The organism is Bradyrhizobium sp. USDA 4502, assembly GCF_054063355.1.
The window spans coordinates 2,317,218-2,333,556 of sequence record NZ_JBSSGF010000001.1 but is presented as its reverse complement, the minus strand read 5'-3'; the positions used below and the strand labels follow the sequence as shown (position 1 = coordinate 2,333,556).

Annotated in this window: 19 protein-coding genes; 12 read left to right on the top strand and 7 right to left on the bottom strand. The window is 64.1% G+C overall.

The genetic code is table 11. The features are described 5' to 3' along the window. Window positions 1–310: 310 nt before the first annotated feature. From ACVW1B_RS10415 to ACVW1B_RS10405, 3 genes are all read left to right on the top strand, one after another. Window positions 311–862 carry a cytochrome P460 family protein gene (locus ACVW1B_RS10415; protein ID WP_456780817.1) on the top strand — a complete coding sequence of 184 codons (552 nt, stop codon included), beginning with the start codon at window positions 311–313 and terminating at the stop codon, window positions 860–862. Window positions 863–1,040: 178 nt separating this feature from the next. After that, the gene (locus ACVW1B_RS10410) at window positions 1,041–1,574 is read left to right on the top strand and encodes a DUF1993 domain-containing protein (RefSeq protein WP_456780818.1); all 534 of its coding nucleotides are present in this window, start codon (window positions 1,041–1,043) and stop codon (window positions 1,572–1,574) included. Window positions 1,575–1,643: 69 nt separating this feature from the next. Beyond that, the gene (locus ACVW1B_RS10405; RefSeq protein ID WP_456780819.1) at window positions 1,644–2,204 is read left to right on the top strand and encodes a hypothetical protein; all 561 of its coding nucleotides are present in this window, start codon (window positions 1,644–1,646) and stop codon (window positions 2,202–2,204) included. Between the two features lie 7 nt (window positions 2,205–2,211). Here the strand turns inward: ACVW1B_RS10405 and msrA are convergent, their stop codons facing one another. Both msrA and ACVW1B_RS10395 read right to left on the bottom strand, forming a co-directional pair. Further along, on the bottom strand, window positions 2,212–2,742 hold the full coding sequence (msrA, locus tag ACVW1B_RS10400; protein ID WP_456780820.1) for a peptide-methionine (S)-S-oxide reductase MsrA: 531 nt from the start codon (window positions 2,740–2,742) through the stop codon (window positions 2,212–2,214). Window positions 2,743–2,818: 76 nt separating this feature from the next. Beyond that, window positions 2,819–3,265 carry a DUF983 domain-containing protein gene (locus tag ACVW1B_RS10395; RefSeq protein ID WP_456780821.1) on the bottom strand — a complete coding sequence of 149 codons (447 nt, stop codon included), beginning with the start codon at window positions 3,263–3,265 and terminating at the stop codon, window positions 2,819–2,821. Window positions 3,266–3,627: 362 nt separating this feature from the next. On the opposite strand from ACVW1B_RS10395, the gene ACVW1B_RS10390 reads away from it, so the two are divergent. The 5 genes from ACVW1B_RS10390 (at window position 3,628) to ACVW1B_RS10370 (ending at window position 7,768) form a co-directional block, all read left to right on the top strand. Next, complete coding sequence (locus ACVW1B_RS10390; protein WP_316396936.1) at window positions 3,628–4,029, top strand: SPW repeat domain-containing protein; 402 nt, start codon at window positions 3,628–3,630, stop codon at window positions 4,027–4,029. 244 nt (window positions 4,030–4,273) lie between these two features. Beyond that, complete coding sequence (locus tag ACVW1B_RS10385) at window positions 4,274–5,710, top strand: MFS transporter (protein ID WP_456792115.1); 1,437 nt, start codon at window positions 4,274–4,276, stop codon at window positions 5,708–5,710. Window positions 5,711–5,799: 89 nt separating this feature from the next. Beyond that, a complete protein-coding gene (locus ACVW1B_RS10380) occupies window positions 5,800–6,219 on the top strand; it encodes a cupin domain-containing protein (protein ID WP_456792114.1) in 420 nt (139 codons plus the stop codon). A gap of 434 nt (window positions 6,220–6,653) precedes the next feature. Continuing rightward, a complete protein-coding gene (locus ACVW1B_RS10375; RefSeq protein ID WP_456780824.1) occupies window positions 6,654–6,917 on the top strand; it encodes a hypothetical protein in 264 nt (87 codons plus the stop codon). Between the two features lie 53 nt (window positions 6,918–6,970). Next, window positions 6,971–7,768 (top strand): hypothetical protein, encoded by a 798-nt coding sequence (locus tag ACVW1B_RS10370; protein WP_456780825.1) that lies wholly within the window; start codon window positions 6,971–6,973, stop codon window positions 7,766–7,768. A 442-nt stretch (window positions 7,769–8,210) separates the two neighbouring features. On the opposite strand, the gene guaA is transcribed toward ACVW1B_RS10370, so the two are convergent. Further along, window positions 8,211–9,821 (bottom strand): glutamine-hydrolyzing GMP synthase, encoded by a 1,611-nt coding sequence (gene guaA / locus ACVW1B_RS10365; protein WP_456821588.1) that lies wholly within the window; start codon window positions 9,819–9,821, stop codon window positions 8,211–8,213. A 137-nt stretch (window positions 9,822–9,958) separates the two neighbouring features. Here guaA and ACVW1B_RS10360 point away from each other — a divergent pair, with 137 nt between their 5' ends. Both ACVW1B_RS10360 and ACVW1B_RS10355 read left to right on the top strand, forming a co-directional pair. Then, window positions 9,959–10,330 carry a nuclear transport factor 2 family protein gene (locus ACVW1B_RS10360; RefSeq protein WP_456780827.1) on the top strand — a complete coding sequence of 124 codons (372 nt, stop codon included), beginning with the start codon at window positions 9,959–9,961 and terminating at the stop codon, window positions 10,328–10,330. A gap of 222 nt (window positions 10,331–10,552) precedes the next feature. Beyond that, window positions 10,553–10,885: a DHCW motif cupin fold protein gene (locus ACVW1B_RS10355; RefSeq protein WP_456780828.1), complete on the top strand. Its 333-nt coding sequence runs from the start codon at window positions 10,553–10,555 to the stop codon at window positions 10,883–10,885. 200 nt (window positions 10,886–11,085) lie between these two features. Here the strand turns inward: ACVW1B_RS10355 and ACVW1B_RS10350 are convergent, their stop codons facing one another. Continuing rightward, entirely contained in the window at window positions 11,086–11,535 is a 450-nt protein-coding gene (locus ACVW1B_RS10350; RefSeq protein ID WP_456780829.1) for a winged helix-turn-helix transcriptional regulator, read from the bottom strand. Window positions 11,536–11,650: 115 nt separating this feature from the next. Between ACVW1B_RS10350 and ACVW1B_RS10345 the strand changes: the two genes are divergently transcribed. Further along, window positions 11,651–12,934: an MFS transporter gene (locus tag ACVW1B_RS10345; protein WP_456780830.1), complete on the top strand. Its 1,284-nt coding sequence runs from the start codon at window positions 11,651–11,653 to the stop codon at window positions 12,932–12,934. 97 nt (window positions 12,935–13,031) lie between these two features. Here ACVW1B_RS10345 and ACVW1B_RS10340 read toward each other — a convergent pair whose 3' ends face one another. Next, on the bottom strand, window positions 13,032–14,330 hold the full coding sequence (locus ACVW1B_RS10340) for an RsmB/NOP family class I SAM-dependent RNA methyltransferase (protein ID WP_456821587.1): 1,299 nt from the start codon (window positions 14,328–14,330) through the stop codon (window positions 13,032–13,034). 22 nt (window positions 14,331–14,352) lie between these two features. Continuing rightward, a complete protein-coding gene (locus ACVW1B_RS10335; protein ID WP_456780832.1) occupies window positions 14,353–14,775 on the bottom strand; it encodes an MAPEG family protein in 423 nt (140 codons plus the stop codon). Between the two features lie 389 nt (window positions 14,776–15,164). Here ACVW1B_RS10335 and ACVW1B_RS10330 point away from each other — a divergent pair, with 389 nt between their 5' ends. After that, entirely contained in the window at window positions 15,165–16,001 is an 837-nt protein-coding gene (locus tag ACVW1B_RS10330; protein WP_456780833.1) for a metallophosphoesterase family protein, read from the top strand. Between the two features lie 6 nt (window positions 16,002–16,007). Here the strand turns inward: ACVW1B_RS10330 and ACVW1B_RS10325 are convergent, their stop codons facing one another. Then, on the bottom strand, window positions 16,008–16,265 hold the full coding sequence (locus tag ACVW1B_RS10325; RefSeq protein ID WP_456823022.1) for a hypothetical protein: 258 nt from the start codon (window positions 16,263–16,265) through the stop codon (window positions 16,008–16,010). Window positions 16,266–16,339 lie beyond the last annotated feature (74 nt).

Sequence of the window (16,339 nt, the reverse complement as noted above, 5' to 3'; positions counted from 1 at the left end):
ATTATCGCGGTCGCATACGCCGTTCTGCCTAAGACGCGCGGGAATTCCCGAGTACGGCGCACTCCTCGACGGCTGATCGCAGATGGCCGGTCGCCGACGCCCCGCAGCGCTTTTGGACGACGATACCCACGCTTATCGAATGCATGTCCAAACGGAATTTCCAATTTCGCCGTCTCCGTCCGATTCTGAAGCCCACTGGGCTGGCCGAACACGCGACCGCCTCGACATCGATTGAAGGCATTGCGCCGAGTCGCCGTGCCGCGCGCAGGCAGCAAAGGAGACCCCCGTGAAATTATCGAGGAAAGTCGGCTTGGCTGTCGCCATCTCGCTGGCCGCCGGCACCGTGGCGGCGCTCGCTCAGTATAGCGGCGCGGCACCGGCAGGCCCTACTGCGAACGTGGTGGACGCTGCCGGACACCTTCGCGTGCCGGCCGACTACCGAACCCTCTACCAAGCGCTCGGGAGCTGGGCGATTGCCGCCGACAGCGGTCAAGGTTCGAAGGAAATGCACGCCGTCTACGCATCCCCGGGGGCGATCGACGCCTACCGGAAGACGGGGCATTTCCCGGACGGCGCCGTTCTGGTGAAAGAGGTCTTCGCGACCTCGACGAACGAGATGACCACCGGCACAGTAAGCCACGCCGACAAGCTTAAGGGCTGGTTCGTCATGGTGAAAGACAGCAAGGGAACGCATCCCGGCAATCCGCTGTGGGGCGACGGGTGGGGATGGTCGTGGTTCGACTCGGACAAGCCGCTCAAGACTACCTCGACCGACTACCACACCGATTGCCAAGGATGCCACGTGCCCGCCAAGGACACCGACTGGATTTACGTGAATGGATATCCCGTCCTGCGTCGCTAGGCGGCCGCATACGCAGGCGTTCTCCTCTTGCAGCGGTTTCGCGGAGGCCAGTGTCGTGTCTGGCGAGTTGGTGCGGCGAGCCAGAAGATTGAAGAGCTTATTGTGACGATTTGCTTCGGTCCGCGACCTTTCGGGTCCGTCCGACGTTCAGATTACAAACGAGCGCATGGAGGTCGGCATGTCCTTCTCGGTATATGACATCACAGTCCCTGTCATGCTGCATGGCTTGAACGTGATGGACGACTATCTTGATCACGCCCAAGCGCTCGAGCGGACCAAGGGATTTGAGCCTGGGAGGATCCTTGCTGAACGGCTCGCGCTCGACATGCTCACTTTCGGAGAACAGTTCTCCGTAAGCTGCAACAAGGTCGAGGCGCACATGGCAAAGTTGATGCAGCACGATCCGCCAGCACCCAGTAACACCCCGATGATGTATCCGGCGTTGAAAGGGCGGCTCCTTGAGACTCGCGGATTCCTGCAAAGCGTGCAGCCGGACGAGATTTCTGGCGCCCAGTCCCACACATACGAGCTGACGCCGCCTATAGTGCGCGGGTGGTTTGGCGGCGAAGACTACATCCGCCACCTGGTGCTGCCCGACTTCTTCTTCCACATCTCGATTGCGCACGCGATCCTCCGTCACCTCGGAGCGAAGATCGGGAAGCGTGCCTACCTCGGCAACCTCACTCAGCAAAGCGGCGGTGACTACTCGTGAGAGCCGGGCGCGGTGCGCGGCACGCGCCGAGGCCCTCAAGACAGGAAAGCAAGCTCAGGGGATGACATTGTGAGCGATTTGCGAGAGGTCATTGGCGCGCTGCAAAGTGAAGTTGAATTCGAGGCTGCTGTAAGAGAGTTGGGAGCCGCGGGGATCGACCGCGCTCGCATAAGCTTCCTCGCGCAGGAAGAGATCGCAGCGTCTTGTGCGGGCGCTGTTGGCTGCGACATCAAGCAGCTGCCTCGCATCGAGATCGGCTTGAGCGATGACCGCCAGCAGGTTCGCACGCTTGCGACCTCGCTCGCGGCCACTGTCGCGTCGTTCGCCGGCGCCGGTGCCGTCTTGGCAACAACGGGCGGAGCGGCCGCGCCGGCTATGCTAGCTGGGTTGGCTGCCGGGGGTGGTGTGGGCGGGCTCGCGGCCTTGTTCGGGCAGCGACACGAAGCCCAGGTGCATGAGTGGACCGAGAGCCAGATACTCAACGGCGGCATCGTGGTGATCGTCCACCCCGCCAGTGCAGAACAGTTCGAGGCCGCTACCGCTATTATGCGCCGGCACCGCGGAGCCGACGTGTTCGCGACGCCATCAGCCCTAGCAACGAGCCTCACCCTGACTCAGCATCGCCGCTAGTTGCAGGTCAGTTTCCGTCGGTTCGCGACTTCTGGAATGCTTTAGCTGACGGCAGTCGCCAGTTCGGTCGGAAGAAGTGGCAGCTGTAGCCGCCCGGGTGTCGTTGCAGATAGTCCTGATGCTCGGGCTCCGCCTGCCAGAACAGTTCCTCGGGGTTGATTTCAGTCACCAAGGGACCGGGCCACAAACCAGAGGCTTCGATTTCGTCAATCGTCGCGAGCGCCGTGTCCTTCTGCTGCTCGTCCGTGTAGAAGATGGCGGAACGGTAGCTCGGCCCAAAGTCACTCCCCTGCTGCTCGTACGTTGTCGGGTCGTGGACCTGGAAGAAGCATTCAAGGATGGCCCGGTAGGTTACGACCGTGGGATCGAAGACGATCTCGATTGCCTCGGCGTGCCCCTGGTGGTTGCAGTAGCTCGGATTGGGGAGATCGCCGCCAGTATAGCCGACTCGCGTCGAGACCACGCCTCGCAGTCGGCGGAACATATCCTGCATGCCCCAGAAGCATCCGCCGGCCAACACCGCCTTCTCAGTCGTCATGTCAGGATTCCTCCGACCGGCCAAACGCCGCTGCGCGAGAGTAGCGGCTGCCAATTCTGTTGAGGCACCTTCCCCCTCAAGTCTGGAATTCGTCGGACGGATGCTCGTCGAAGCCGTGCATCCTGAGTGACCATTGCAGCGCCACGACGGCGCCCTTGACCGGCTGCAAGAGAGCTATCGAGGCCAAGGCCGTAATCGGAAGGTAGACGCCAAGCTGAAACGCTAGCGACGGCGCATAGTCCACCTCGATCCAGAGTATTATCGGAACCAAGACGTGTCCGACGATGACGATCACCAGGTAGGCCGGCAGGTCGTCGGCCCGGTGTCCGATGAAATCGAGGCTGCAGATAGAGCAGTGGTCGTCGACCTTGAGAAATGCGCAAAACAGACGACCGCGCCCGCAGCGCGGGCACCTTCCTCGAACGCCCCTCCAAAGGGAGAGGCCGACGTTGCGCCCGGCAGCAGTCTCTGCAGACCTCCAGTCGTTGTTACTTCCAGCAGGGCCTGCAACCGTCGTGGCCATCGCCAGTCCTCCTGCTTCACACCGCAACACAGTATTCGGCGACGGCGCGCAAACGTCATGAAGATAGGGCATGTAGTCGATAACCCGGCGTGATCGCGATGGCCTGCGCGGGTCGTGCGTCAACTGCGCGCGGCGCGATCGACGGCGCGCCGCGCCGGGCGAGCGGAATAGAAACAATAACGACCGGGCATTTCTAATGGTCGGCGTATCGGCATAGCCTTTCTGTGCGTCCAGCCGGGCTGACCCGTGGCGGTCGTACGGAGTGCTCGCCAGCAAAGGACGGCGTGATCGTCCTCGTGGGTGGCTGGTCCTCCGCGTCGCAAGGATCCGCTCGAACAACCAAGCACATGGGAGTATCGCCGATGTCGTTCCGCTTCATCACCAAGTCCATCCACGCCTACCTGATCGATTATCCCGTCGCGATCGTTTTGATCGCAGCGCCGTTCGCGCTGAAGCTCGGCCAGAGCGGACCGGTCGCAATGTGGCTTTCGGTTGTTGTCGGTGTCGCGGCGCTACTCTTGGCCGCCCTGACCGACCATCCCACCGGGCTCGTCCGCATCATTCCCTACTGGCTGCACCTTTGGGTCGATCGCGCGGTCGGGGTGGTGTTTGTCGTCGCCCCGTTTGCCTTCAAATTCTTCGGACTCGACGCCTGGTACTACTGGGTCCTCGCTGCCGCTGTCCTACTCACGACGTCGGTTTTCAACGCGCCTGAGAAGCCAGTCGCGATGCGTTCGGGATTGGACACGCGCACGGCGGGTTGAAGGCGGCAAAGAGCTCGTCGGCTTCGACCGCTTTCTTGACGTGCAGGCGTGCCTCAACCGTGGTGTCGCGCGTCCGGCGGCGCCGCGCGGGCCGGAAGTGACGGTGGCTTAGCGAGAGGCTGCTTGAGGTCAAATTGATGTTGCGAGGAGTGTTCCGCGAACGGACACGGCGGCGCGGCTTCTGGCTGCTGGCCAATGAGCGCGCGCGCCGCGAATCGCGCGACCTGACCTGAGAGATTAGGTCGTGAGCAGCGCGTCTCTAATCCTGACCGACCGCAGCCTGGCGCTCTCTGAGCCTAAGGCCGTCGGCGCGCAGGGCAGCACAAAGGTGCTCGCCGCGTCGAGCCTGGGCAGCTGCCTCGTGTTCGTCAGCGGCGCCGTCGTCACGGTCGCGCTCGCGGCGATTGGCCGAGACATGCGCCTGTCGCCGCTCGACCTGCAGTGGGTGATGAACGCCGAACTCCTGCCGCTCGCGGCCCTGACCTTGGTCGCCGGCGCTCTGGGTGACCGGTTTGGACAGAAGCGGATCTTCCTCGCGGGGATTGCTCTCTATGGCCTCGGCGCGACCGCGATTGGTTTCGCGCCGAGTTTCGCCCTGCTCATCGCCAGCCGGTTCCTGCAAGGCTTGGGCGAAGCCTTGATCCTGCCCAACGGCCTTTCCGTGCTCGGGCGGGCCTTTCCCTCAGAGAAGAAAGCCCGCGCGGTCGGCATCTGGTCCGCCGCCGCGGCTGTCGCCAGCGCAGTCGCGCCCGCAATCGCCGGCGCGATCCTGGATCACGGGTCGTGGCGGATGACCTTTCTAATGCTCCTGCCCGTGGTCGCCGGCGCGCTGGCCGCCGGCATTGTGTGGATACCCACGGACTCCCCGACCAGCCACGCCCGGGTCGACGTCGGCGGGGCGATCTCTTCGACAGCCGGCCTCGGCGGGCTGGGCGCGGGCCTGACCAGCCTCACCAACGGTTCCGGTCTGACCCTTTGGGTGCTCGTCACCCTGATCATCGGTCTGGGCGGCTTAGCCTGCCTCATCGTGACCGAACAGCGATTGGGCGAGAACGCCATGCTGCCCCCGTCCCTCATCACCTCGCGGTCGGTCGTCGGCGCGAACCTGTTCACCGCGCTCCTCTACGGAGCGCTCACGGTCATGCTAACCTTGATCCCGTTCGTGATGATCCGGGGCGCACACCTGCCGACGCTGATGGCGGGGCTGGCCTTCATTCCCCTGCAAGTGCTGATTACGGTCGTCTCGCCACTCGCCGGCATACTCTGCCGCGGGTTCGGCCGGCGCTTGCCATTGTTCGCCGGCGGCGCCGTCGTCGCCTTGGGATGCGCCCTGACGCTACGTGTCGGTTCGAACGCGACCTATTGGGCGGACATCTTCCCGCCAATCCTGTTGCTGTCGCTGGGCATGAGCCTGGCAATCGCACCGTTGACGACCCTCGTCCTCACCTCCGTCGAGTCCGATCGCGCCGGGACCGCATCCGGTGTCAACAGCGCGGTCTCACGCGCCGGGTCCCTCTTCGCCATCGCCCTGCTCGGCGGCGTCCTGCAGCAGGGCGGTTCTGCGCTGTTCTCGGGATTTCACATAGCGATGGCTGTCGCCGCGGTCGCGTGCGTTCTCGCCACGCTCGCGGTGTTCATTATCGAGCCGGGGCCCCACATCGACTTCATCCCACCAGACTGACCCGTTCGGTGTCCGCAATCAGCAAGCCGGCGAGGCGGGAGGAAGCAATGAAGAACGAAGACCAACCTATAGGCAGAAGGAGAAAGTCCATGAAGATCCGAACCGTCATCTCCGCCACCTGCGCCGCCCTCACCTTCTCGATGGCCAGCCCCATGCTCGCCCATGACAGTGACGCCGAAACCGTCACGAAGAACTTCGAGGCGACCATTCCCAATATCGCTGGCAAGTCGCTAATCGCCGTGGAAGTCGTTTACGCGCCCGGCGCGGCCTCCGCACCCCACACTCACGCGAATTCGGCTTTCATCTACGCCTATGTGGTTTCCGGCGCCATCAAGTCGAAGGTGAACGACGGAGAGACGCGCGTCTATCGGGCAGGCGAGAGCTGGTCCGAACCGCCGGGCGCTACCCATTCGATCAGCCGAAACGCGAGCAAGACCGAGCCGGCAAAGCTGCTCGCTGTCTTCGTCCTCGACACCAATGACGCCCCTCTGACCAAGCCCATCAAGTAAACCTTCAGACGGATTGAAAAAGAACGAGTATCCGGAAGCCATGAAAGGCTCTCGCTCCGCCGGTACCCGACGAGGCTCATTCGGGTCATGCGTTACTGGCTGCATCTCTGGGCGGACCGCGCATTCGGTGTGGTCTCCATCACTGCCCCTCCGGTTTCCATTTCACTCGGCTTGTCGCCTGCCACTACCGCACCTCGCAAATTTGAGGCAGCGTCTGAAAGCGATAATGCGCCATGAAGGAGGTGCGACCTTCCCATCAGTCGCAAGGCCCTCGTGGGCAGGGCCTAAACCTTGGTGTGGTCCTCTCAGCCAAAGATCCGATGAGGATCAACCTCTGTGCAATGGCTTGGCCCATCTCTCGGAGGCTACGCTTCGGCATAGCGGCTGATGTGTTGAGCGGCATCAGGAATAGGAGAGGTTTATCGATGATAACAATGGGTGCAACCGCATTTTCGGGTTTTGCTCGTAGGACGGCTGAGTTTGTCTCCGACTTCGCCAGTGTCGTTCGCAACCTGACTATGGACGTGCGCGACAGCTACCGACCCGAGCTGCACTACATGCGCGGCCCCGGCCCGAAATGGCTCGCCAAGAATCAGAGTTGGCTGAGATTCGGTTCTGAAGCTGTAACGCTGGACGGGCAGCGCCAGCTGTCGCCGGTGCATATACGCGGTCCTAACGCGACTAACACCACCCGATAGTCGGCCGAGGTTATGTAGTCATGCTCGCTCACTGGGCGACCACCCGAGCTTGGATGTTGCTCAGCGCCCCCACCCTTCGCATCGCATTGCTCGGCTTGGTAGCCATGCTGGGCTGCTCGGCGTATGCCGGCGTCGCCCTCGAAGAACGCAGATTGCCGATGAAGTTCAGCTGGGTCGCTTGCCAGCCGAATTGCCGAGGCTGGATCAGCGCAGTCGGCATCGTCACCGCCGACACTCCAAGCGATTTCGATGCTTTCGCGCGCGATCATCAGCTCAAGGGCGAAACTGTCGTGCTGGATTCCAGCGGCGGATCGGTCAACGACGCGATCGCGCTCGGACGGCGGTTTCGGGCGCTCGAAATGGTCACGACCGTCGGGGTGAGCGTGCTTACCCCCAGCGCACGTAGCGGCGAGCGCGCCCACGTGTCGCCGGAGGCCTACTGCGAATCCATGTGCGTTTTTCTGCTGCTGTCGGGCAAGTCGCGTTACGTGCCTGGACAGGCGCATGTCCGCGTACATCAGATCTGGATGGGCGACCGCGCTGAGAATGCCCGGGCCGCGAGCTACAGCGCATATGATCTCATGACCGTTGAGCGCGATATCGGAAGTCTCGCCAAATACACCTTCGATATGGGCGGCGCGGGTGATCTGTTGTCACTATCGCTAAACGTTCCGCCATGGGAAGATTTACATGAACTGTCCAGGGAAGAATTGCGAGTCACTAATCTCATCACTACCGACAAAGTTGCTGAGCTGGGCAGCCCCACTGCAGCGGTGGTCGAGTTGACGCCCAAATCGCTACAAGGTCTGTTCGTAAGCACTGCAGCGGCGGCCTCCGCTGGGCAAGAGTAGCGAGTAGTTCGCCTCCAGAAATGTCAAAGGGCAACGCTGTTTCCTAAGTGTCAGAAACGGGAACGTCTTGAGTTGCCCGCTCCGCGTCCGCTTTCCCCTCAGTACGGACTTCGCCAGGTCATTTCGAAGCGGGATCTCAGAACAGGATCTTGCAAACTCGCGCCAATGGGCCCGTTTCTAACAACGGCCAAGAACAGCATTAAACAAGCAAATTTGGGCCGCTTTGCGCCAAAACCCTGCCGGTGCTCGAAGCTAAGGTTTGGGCCTCCGGCCCTTCTATACGATCCAACGCGCTGCGATACTCCATTAGTGAACACGCAATGGATTTTGGACTTCTACCGGGATAAGCCAAGCTCACCACTTCGGTCAGAATTCTCAATGCGAAGGAAGCGAGAACAACTCGACGAGACCACGCTAAACCACGCGATGCCAGCAGGCCGCACTACTCCCACTCGATCGTCCCCGGCGGCTTGCTGGTCACGTCGTACACCACGCGGTTCACGCCCTTCACCTCGTTGATGATGCGCGTCGCGGTCTCGCCTAAGAACTTCATGTCGAACTGGTAGAAGTCCGCGGTCATGCCGTCGGTCGAGGTGACGGCGCGCAGGCCGACGACGTATTCGTAGGTGCGGCCATCGCCCATCACGCCGACGGTCTTGACCGGCAGCAGCACCGCAAAAGCCTGCCAGATCGCGTCGTAAAGGCCGTGCTTGCGGATCTGATCGATATAGACGGCATCGGCGTTGCGCAGGATGTCGAGCTTTTCCCTGGTGATGTCGCCGGGGCAGCGGATGGCAAGGCCTGGGCCCGGGAACGGGTGGCGGCCGACGAACACTTCGGGCAGGCCGAGCTCGCGGCCGAGCACGCGCACCTCGTCCTTGAACAGCTCGCGCAGCGGTTCGACCAGCTTCATGTTCATGCGCGCCGGGAGGCCGCCGACATTGTGGTGCGACTTGATGGTCACCGACGGGCCGCCGGTGAAGGAGACGCTTTCAATCACGTCGGGATAGAGCGTGCCCTGCGCCAGAAATTCCGCGCCGCCAATCTTCTTGGCTTCCGCCTCGAACACGTCGATGAACAGTCGTCCGATGGTCTTGCGCTTCACCTCGGGGTCGGTGACGCCCCCGAGCTCGCCCAGAAACTGCTTCGACGCGTCCACATGGACCAGCGGGATGTTGTAGTGGTTGCGGAACAGGTCGACCACGGTCTTGGCCTCGTCGAGCCGCAGCAGGCCGTGATCGACGAACACGCAGGTGAGCTGGTCGCCGATCGCCTCATGGATCAAGACCGCCGCCACGGCGGAATCGACGCCGCCGGACAGGCCGCAGATCACCTTGCTCTTGCCGACCTGGGCGCGGATCTTCTCGATCGCCTCCTCGCGGAACGCGCGCATGGTCCAGTCGCCGGTGAGCCCTGCGACCTTGCGCACGAAGTTGCGCAGCAGCTTGGCGCCGTCGGGCGTGTGCACCACCTCGGGATGGAACATCAGGCCGTAATATTTGCGCGTCTCGTCCTGGATGATCGCGAACGGCGCATTCGGCGAGGTGCCGGCGACGGAGAAGCCCGGCGGCATTTTTGTGATGCGGTCGCCATGGCTCATCCACACCTGGTGCTTCTCACCATGGCCCCAGATGCCGTCGAACAGCTGGCTGTCGGTCTTCACCTCGACATCGGCGCGGCCGAACTCGCGATGATGCCCGCCCTCGACCTCGCCGCCGAGCTGGGCCGCCAAGGTCATCTGGCCATAGCAGATGCCGAGCACGGGAACGCCCGACTCGAAGATCAGCTGCGGCGCGCGCGGCGAGCCGGTCTCGTGCACGGACTCAGGACCGCCGGAGAGGATCACCGCTTTCGGCTTCATCTCGTTGAAAGCGGCCTCCGCCTTCTGGAACGGCACGATCTCGGAATAGACGCCCATCTCGCGGACGCGGCGGGCGATCAGTTGCGTCACCTGGCTGCCGAAATCGACAATCAGAATCTTGTCATGCGCCGAGGCCACGGAGGGCGTCGACGGCGCTTGAGCTGTGTCTTGGGCTGTGTGCTGGGCTGTCATGGCAAGCAGATACGCGACGGCGCCCGCCCCCGCAACCGCGCTCGAAGGGGCGCCCACATTCTTCTTTGGGCATGGACAAATCCGTATAGGTCAGTATTATTGACCTAATTTGGCCATAAGCCACATGGAGGAAACCAATGCCGGATTTTCACGAGCCGCCCCGCCTTGCGGCGCTCGGCCGCGACTGGATCGCCGCCTGGAACGCGCGCGATCTCGAGCGGGTGCTGGCGATGTATGCCGAGGATGCCGAGATGACCTCGGACCGGATCCCGCCGCTCGGCTTCGGCGCGTCGGGAACCGTGCGCGGCAAGGCGCAGCTGCGGGCCTATTGGAGCGCGGCGCTGGCGAAATTGCCCGAGCTGCATTTCGAGCTGATCGACCTCTATGTCTCGCCCGACAGCGTCGTCGTGTTCTACCAGAACGAACGCGGCAAGAAGATCTGCGAGTATTTGCGGCTGGATGATCAGGGCAAGATCAGGCAAGGCTCGGCGAACCATCTGGTGGGTTGAGGTTGCCGCATGCAGTAATCCGTCACCCTGAGGAGGTCGCGAAGCGACCGTCTCGAAGGGCGACGGCCCGGCTCCATCCCCATCCTTCGAGGCCCGCCGAGCGCTGCTGGCGCACCGCTCGACGCGCACCTCCAGCGACAACGGCTTCGCCGTTGCGCGGGGATGACGCCGGCATTTGGAGATGCAGACGCGTAGAGTCACAGAACGTCAGGAACCACCCCCATGAAAATCCCGTCCCTGCCCTTCACCGTCACCGACTGGAGCAAGCTCGAACCTTCAGTGCATCCCGGCGAGACCGGACAGGCGTTGTGGCGCACGCTCAACATCGGCGAGCTGCGGGTGCGGATGGTCGAGTATTCGCCCGGCTACCTCGCCGATCACTGGTGCGATCGCGGCCATGTGCTGTTTGTTGTCAGCGGCGAGCTCGACACCGAGCTGCGCGACGGCCGCACATTCACGCTGATGCCCGGCATGAGCTACCAGGTCTCCGATTTCGGCGACGCCGCGCACCGTTCGTCGACCAAGACAGGTGCGACGCTGTTCATCGTGGATTGATCACACGTCATCCGTCACCCCCGCGCAAAGGCTTCGCCTTTGTCGCTGGAGGAGCGCGTAGCGCGTCTCGAAGGGCGACGGCCTGGCTCAATCCCCGTCATTGCGAGCGTAGCGAAGCAATCCATCGCGCCGCTTGCCGAGACATGGATTGCTTCGTCGCTTCGCTCCTCGCAATGACGTGGAGAGAGTTCGCCCTTCGCTCACCGCCGCCGCGCCACCTTCCTCACCTTCGTATCCGCCCAGCCCAGCGGCTTGCCGTTCTTCGACGGCAGCACGAGCTGCCCGACCGCCTGGCCGGCCTGGTCGAGCAGCACCGAATGCGGCTCGCCGCGCGCAAAGAGATGCGCCTCGCCCCATTGCCGCAAGCCGACCACGATCGGGAACAGGTCGTGGCCCCGCCTGGTCAGCACATATTCCTGATAGGCGCTGCCGTCGGAGGCCGCGACCTGCTCGAGCACGCCGAGCTCGATCAGCGTGCGCAGCCGTGTCGTCAGCATGCCCTTGGCGATGCCGAGATTCTTCTGGAAGTCGCCGAACCGGCGCAGGCCGTCAAACGCGTCGCGCACGATCAACAGCGACCACCAGTCCCCGATCGCGTCCAGCGCGCGCGCCACCGGGCATTCCGCTTTTGCAAATGCGGTCCGCTTCATCGCGCTCCCGCCTCCCTCGATCACGATTCCGAACTGGTCTTAAAATAGGACTAGACAGCGTCCGACGCAACTGGTCTCATGATGAGACCAGATTGCGAATTGCAGCGGAGGCAAGATGACGAACCAGACCATGGCTGAGGCCCGGCCGGCCGAGGACCATCACAAGACAAACGACAAGACCGGCGACGCAACGCCGCGCGCTCTGTCGCCCGCCGTCGTGCTGCTGTTCGCCGTCGCCTGCGGCCTCAGCGTCGCCAACATCTATTTCGCGCAGCCGCTGCTCGACACCATGGCGCAGGATCTCTCCATCACGCCGGCGGTGATCGGCGGCGTCGTGACGCTGACCCAGGTCGGCTACGCCTTCGGCTTGATGCTGATCGTGCCGCTCGGCGACCTCTGGGACCGCCGCAGGCTGATCGTCGGCCAGACCGTGCTGTCGGCGATCGCGCTCACCATCGTCGGCACCGCGCCGAACGCCGCGGTGCTGCTGGTCGGCATGGTGCTGGTCGGGCTGCTTGCCGTCGTGATCCAGGTGCTGGTCGCCTACGCCGCGACGCTGGCGGCGCCGGCCGACCGCGGCCGCACCATCGGCACCGTCACCAGCGGCGTGGTTTCGGGCATCCTGCTGGCACGGTTTGCCGCCGGCGCGCTGGCCGATCTCGGCGGTTGGCGCGTGGTCTACCTCACCTCGGCCGCGCTGACGCTGGTGCTGGCGGCGCTATTGGCACGCGCGCTGCCGCAGCATGCGCCGCAGGCGATGGCCGGATCGTCCTACGCCAAGCTGTTGCGCTCGACGCTCGCGCTGTTCGTCGAGGAGCAGGTCTTGCGCGAGCGCGCGGTGTTCGCGCTTTTGATCTTCGCGAGCTTCAGCGTGTTCTGGAGCTCGGTCGTGCTGCCGCTCGCGGCACCCCCGCTCTCGTTGTCGCATACCACGATCGGGATGCTCGGGATCGCAGGCCTCGCCGGCGCGCTGGCGGCACGCAATTCCGGTCAGCTCGCCGACCGCGGCTGGGGGCAGCGCACCACCGGCTTGTCGCTGCTGCTGATGCTCGCCGGCTGGGTGCCGATCGCCTGCCTCAACACCTCGCTATGGCTGGTCGTGGCCGGCGTCCTGATGATCGACTTCGCGGTGCAGGCGATCCATGTCACCAACCAGAGCCTGATCGTCGCCGCACGCCCCGACGCGGCGAGCCGGCTGGTCGGCGGCTACATGGTGTTCTATTCGATCGGAACAGGTTTTGGCGCGATCAGCTCGACAATGGCCTATGCGGCCGCCGGCTGGCCCGGCGTCTGCGTGCTGGGTGCCGCGATCAGCGCCTGCGCGCTGCTGTACTGGGTGATCGTGGTGAGCCGGATGCCGGCGGCAGTTGGTGCGGCGTATGATTGCGGGCACTCATGACGTGGATTTCGTCATTCCGGGGCAATGCGTAAGCATTGAACCCGGAACCTCGGGATTCCGGGTTCGTCCTACGGACGCCCCGGAATGACGATCGCTGTTACGCCTTCCTCAGTACCGAGACGAAGAACCCATCCGTGCCGGTGCGGCGCGGCGTCATCAGCAGGCCCTCCGGCGACAGCAGCGCGGCCTCGGCAAAGGCTTCGGCCTTGTCCCACAGCACCGCTGCGGTCTGCTCCGGCGGCTGCACGGAAAACTCCGGATGCCGCGCGATGAAGGCCCTGACCTGCTCGCCGTTCTCCTCCGAGAGCACCGAGCAGGTGATGTAGGCGATCCGGCCGCCGCCCTTCACCAGCGGCGCGGCGCGCTCCAGCACCTCGGCCTGATCCTTCAGCCGCACCTCGAGCGCGCCGGGGCGCATGCGCCATTTGGCGTCGGGATTGCGGCGCCAGGTGCCGGTGCCGGTGCAGGGCGCGTCGATCAGCACGAGGTCGGCGGACGCCTTGATGTCGGACAGCACCTCCTCCTCGCCGCGCGGCGTGCGTACATCGCAATTGTGCACGCCGGCGCGCGACAGCCGCTCATGGATCGGCGCGAGCTGCCGCTTGTCGCTGTCGGTCGCGATCAGCCGGCCCTTGCCCTGCATCATCGCCGCCACCGCCAGCGTCTTGCCGCCGGCGCCGGCGCAGAGGTCGATCACCTGCTCGCCGGGCTTGGCCGCCGAGAACAGCGCGGCGAGCTGCGAGCCCTCGTCCTGGATCTCGATGGCGCCCTTGATGAAATCCTCCTCGGCATGGATGCCCGGATTGCGCGCGTCGGCGCCGAGCTCGATGCGCAGGCCGAGCGGCGACCACGGCGTTTCCCTGGCGCCGAGATGCGAAAGCCGCGGCAGCACCTTCTCGCGCTTGCCGCGCAGCGTGTTGACGCGCAGATCGAGCGGCGCGCGGCTCGCCATCGCGGTCGCTTCCGCGGCGCGGTCGTCGCCGAATACCCTTGCCAGATGCGGGTCGAGCCAGTCCGGATAATCGCCCGCGACATGCGCCGGCGCATCCTCGAGCGAGCGTGAGGCCAATGCGGCCTCCTCGGTCGCGGTCAGCGGATCCGGCGCGAACCGGCCGCCGTCGCACAGAGCCTGGATCGTGGCGATGTCCATGCCGCGTTCGAGCTTGAGCATGCCGAGCAGGCGCGACCGGGCGCTGGCGTCATCCATCAACCAGGCCGCGGAGGATTGCCGACGCAGCACGTCCCAGATCAGGCCGGAGATCGCGGCGCGATCGCCGGAGCCGGCATAACGGTGCGCGGTGCCCCATTCCTTCAGCGCTTTCGCAGCGGGAATGCGCTGTGCGTCGATGGTGGCGATCAGCTCGATCGCGGCGGAAAGCCGGGCAGCGGGGGTCATTGATCTCTTTCGGTTGGGCGCATCAGATCAGCAGCAGCAGTCTGAGCGCGAAATACAGCCACATGGCCGCCAGCACCAGCGCGCCGGCGAGCCAGACGAGCGAGCGCGGCCGCACGTCGTTGGAGGTGACGAACACGCCGGCATGGGCAAACCGCGTCACCACGAACACCCAGGACATCAGCACGATGAACAGATCGGCACGGCGCAGCGGCAGCGCAATAGCGATCAGGACATAGAACAGGATCGGCAGCTCGAACTGGTTGGCGAAGCAGTTGCCGAACTTGGTGGCCTGGGCCGGCCAGTTCGGCTCGCGCAGCGCGATGTCGGCGATCTTGGTCTCACCGCTCGTCAGCGCCCTCGTGCGCGTCGTCGCCATGGCGAACAACAGCGCGAAGGTGATCCCGATCTGGATGAAGACCGGTAACAGAACCATTTGAACCGACATCAAAAATCTCCCTCAGCCGCGGGCGCCCGCCGCCCTCTTAGCCGCCACTCGCCCCCAACACAATGAAGCGTGCGCGGTAACCCGTTGAACCATGATCCGAGCCCGGGTGACCAACTCCCAGGACCAATGGCGGTTTCAGCCCCGCACGGTTGACGCGATCAGCGTCATCACCCCGATCCTCGACAGCGCGGCCCGGGCAGCGGCGTGCCCGGCATGGTGACGGCAGGACTCGCCGGCGTCGGTGCGGCAACTGGCGATCGAGCGACCGCCAAGGCGCAAAACCAAACAACACATCAAACAGGGCTTCAAACGAGGCATCCAACAAGACGGCAAAATCGTCATCGTTCCGACTTCGCGCCGACCTATGCTCCGGCCGAAAGGAGCGATGCATGCCCCAATTTCGCCTGACACAGATCTCCGACACCCATCTCGCGCGCCGCTTCAAGCCGCTGATCGACAACTTTCATCGCGTCAGCGAGCACATCGACGCGACGCGTCCCGATCTCGTGCTCAACTCCGGCGACGTCTCGTTCGACGGGCCGACCAGCCGCGACGACCTCGCATTCGCCAAGGAGCTGCACAACGCGCTGCCGGTCGATTGCCTCTATCTGCCGGGCAATCACGACATCGGCGACAATCCGACCGCGGTCGGCCCCACGCCTTCACAATTGCCGACCGAGGAGACGCGCGGCGCCTTCACCTCGGTGCTCGGCGAGGACCGCTGGCATTTCGACGCTGCTGGCTGGTGCTTCATCGGGCTGAATTCGCTGATCATGAACACCGGCCTCGACAGCGAGGCCGAGCAGTTCGACTGGCTCGCAGGCGCGCTCGACAAGGCGGTCGGCAGGCCGGTCGCGCTGTTCCTGCACAAGCCGCTCTATCTCGACCTGCCCTACGATGCCGAGCGCGCCGAGACCGCGATCCGGTTCGTGCCGCAACCGGCGCGTCGCCGCCTGATCGAGATGCTCGGCAAGGTCGATTGGCGTCTGGTCGGCAGCGGCCATGTGCACCAGCGTCGCGACTATACGTTCGAGCATGTCAGACACATCTGGGCGCCCTCGGCCGGCTTCATCATCTCCGACGCGCGGCAGGAGGTGATCGGCATCAAGGAAACCGGTCTCGTCGAGTACCGCTTCCAGCCCGACAGTTTCGAGGTCCGCCACGTCAGGGCGAAGGGCCAGGTCGATGTCGACCTGGACATGCTGCTCGGCAAGCAGCCGGCCTGAGCCGCGTCAGCTCCGCGCCGCGTCGTGCAGGTCCTGCTTGATCACGGTGAGCAGCGCCTGAAGCGAGTCCCTGTCGGGCTGTGGTGCCGCCTGCGCGGGCCGTACGCGAGATACGTGCGGCATGAAGCGGACCGGCGTCGTATCCGGCTGCTCCTCGACGAATTTTCCATGCAGGACGTCGTCGCGGCGGCCCATGACGAACATCGTCGCCCAATAGCCGACGGCGAGGAGAATGATCCCGACAACAATAGCTTCAAAAATCATGGCTACACCTGAAATATAGCCATATTGAATCAACTGCTGCGGGTCTCCGTCAAGCAAATGGGGGCCAAAAGGCC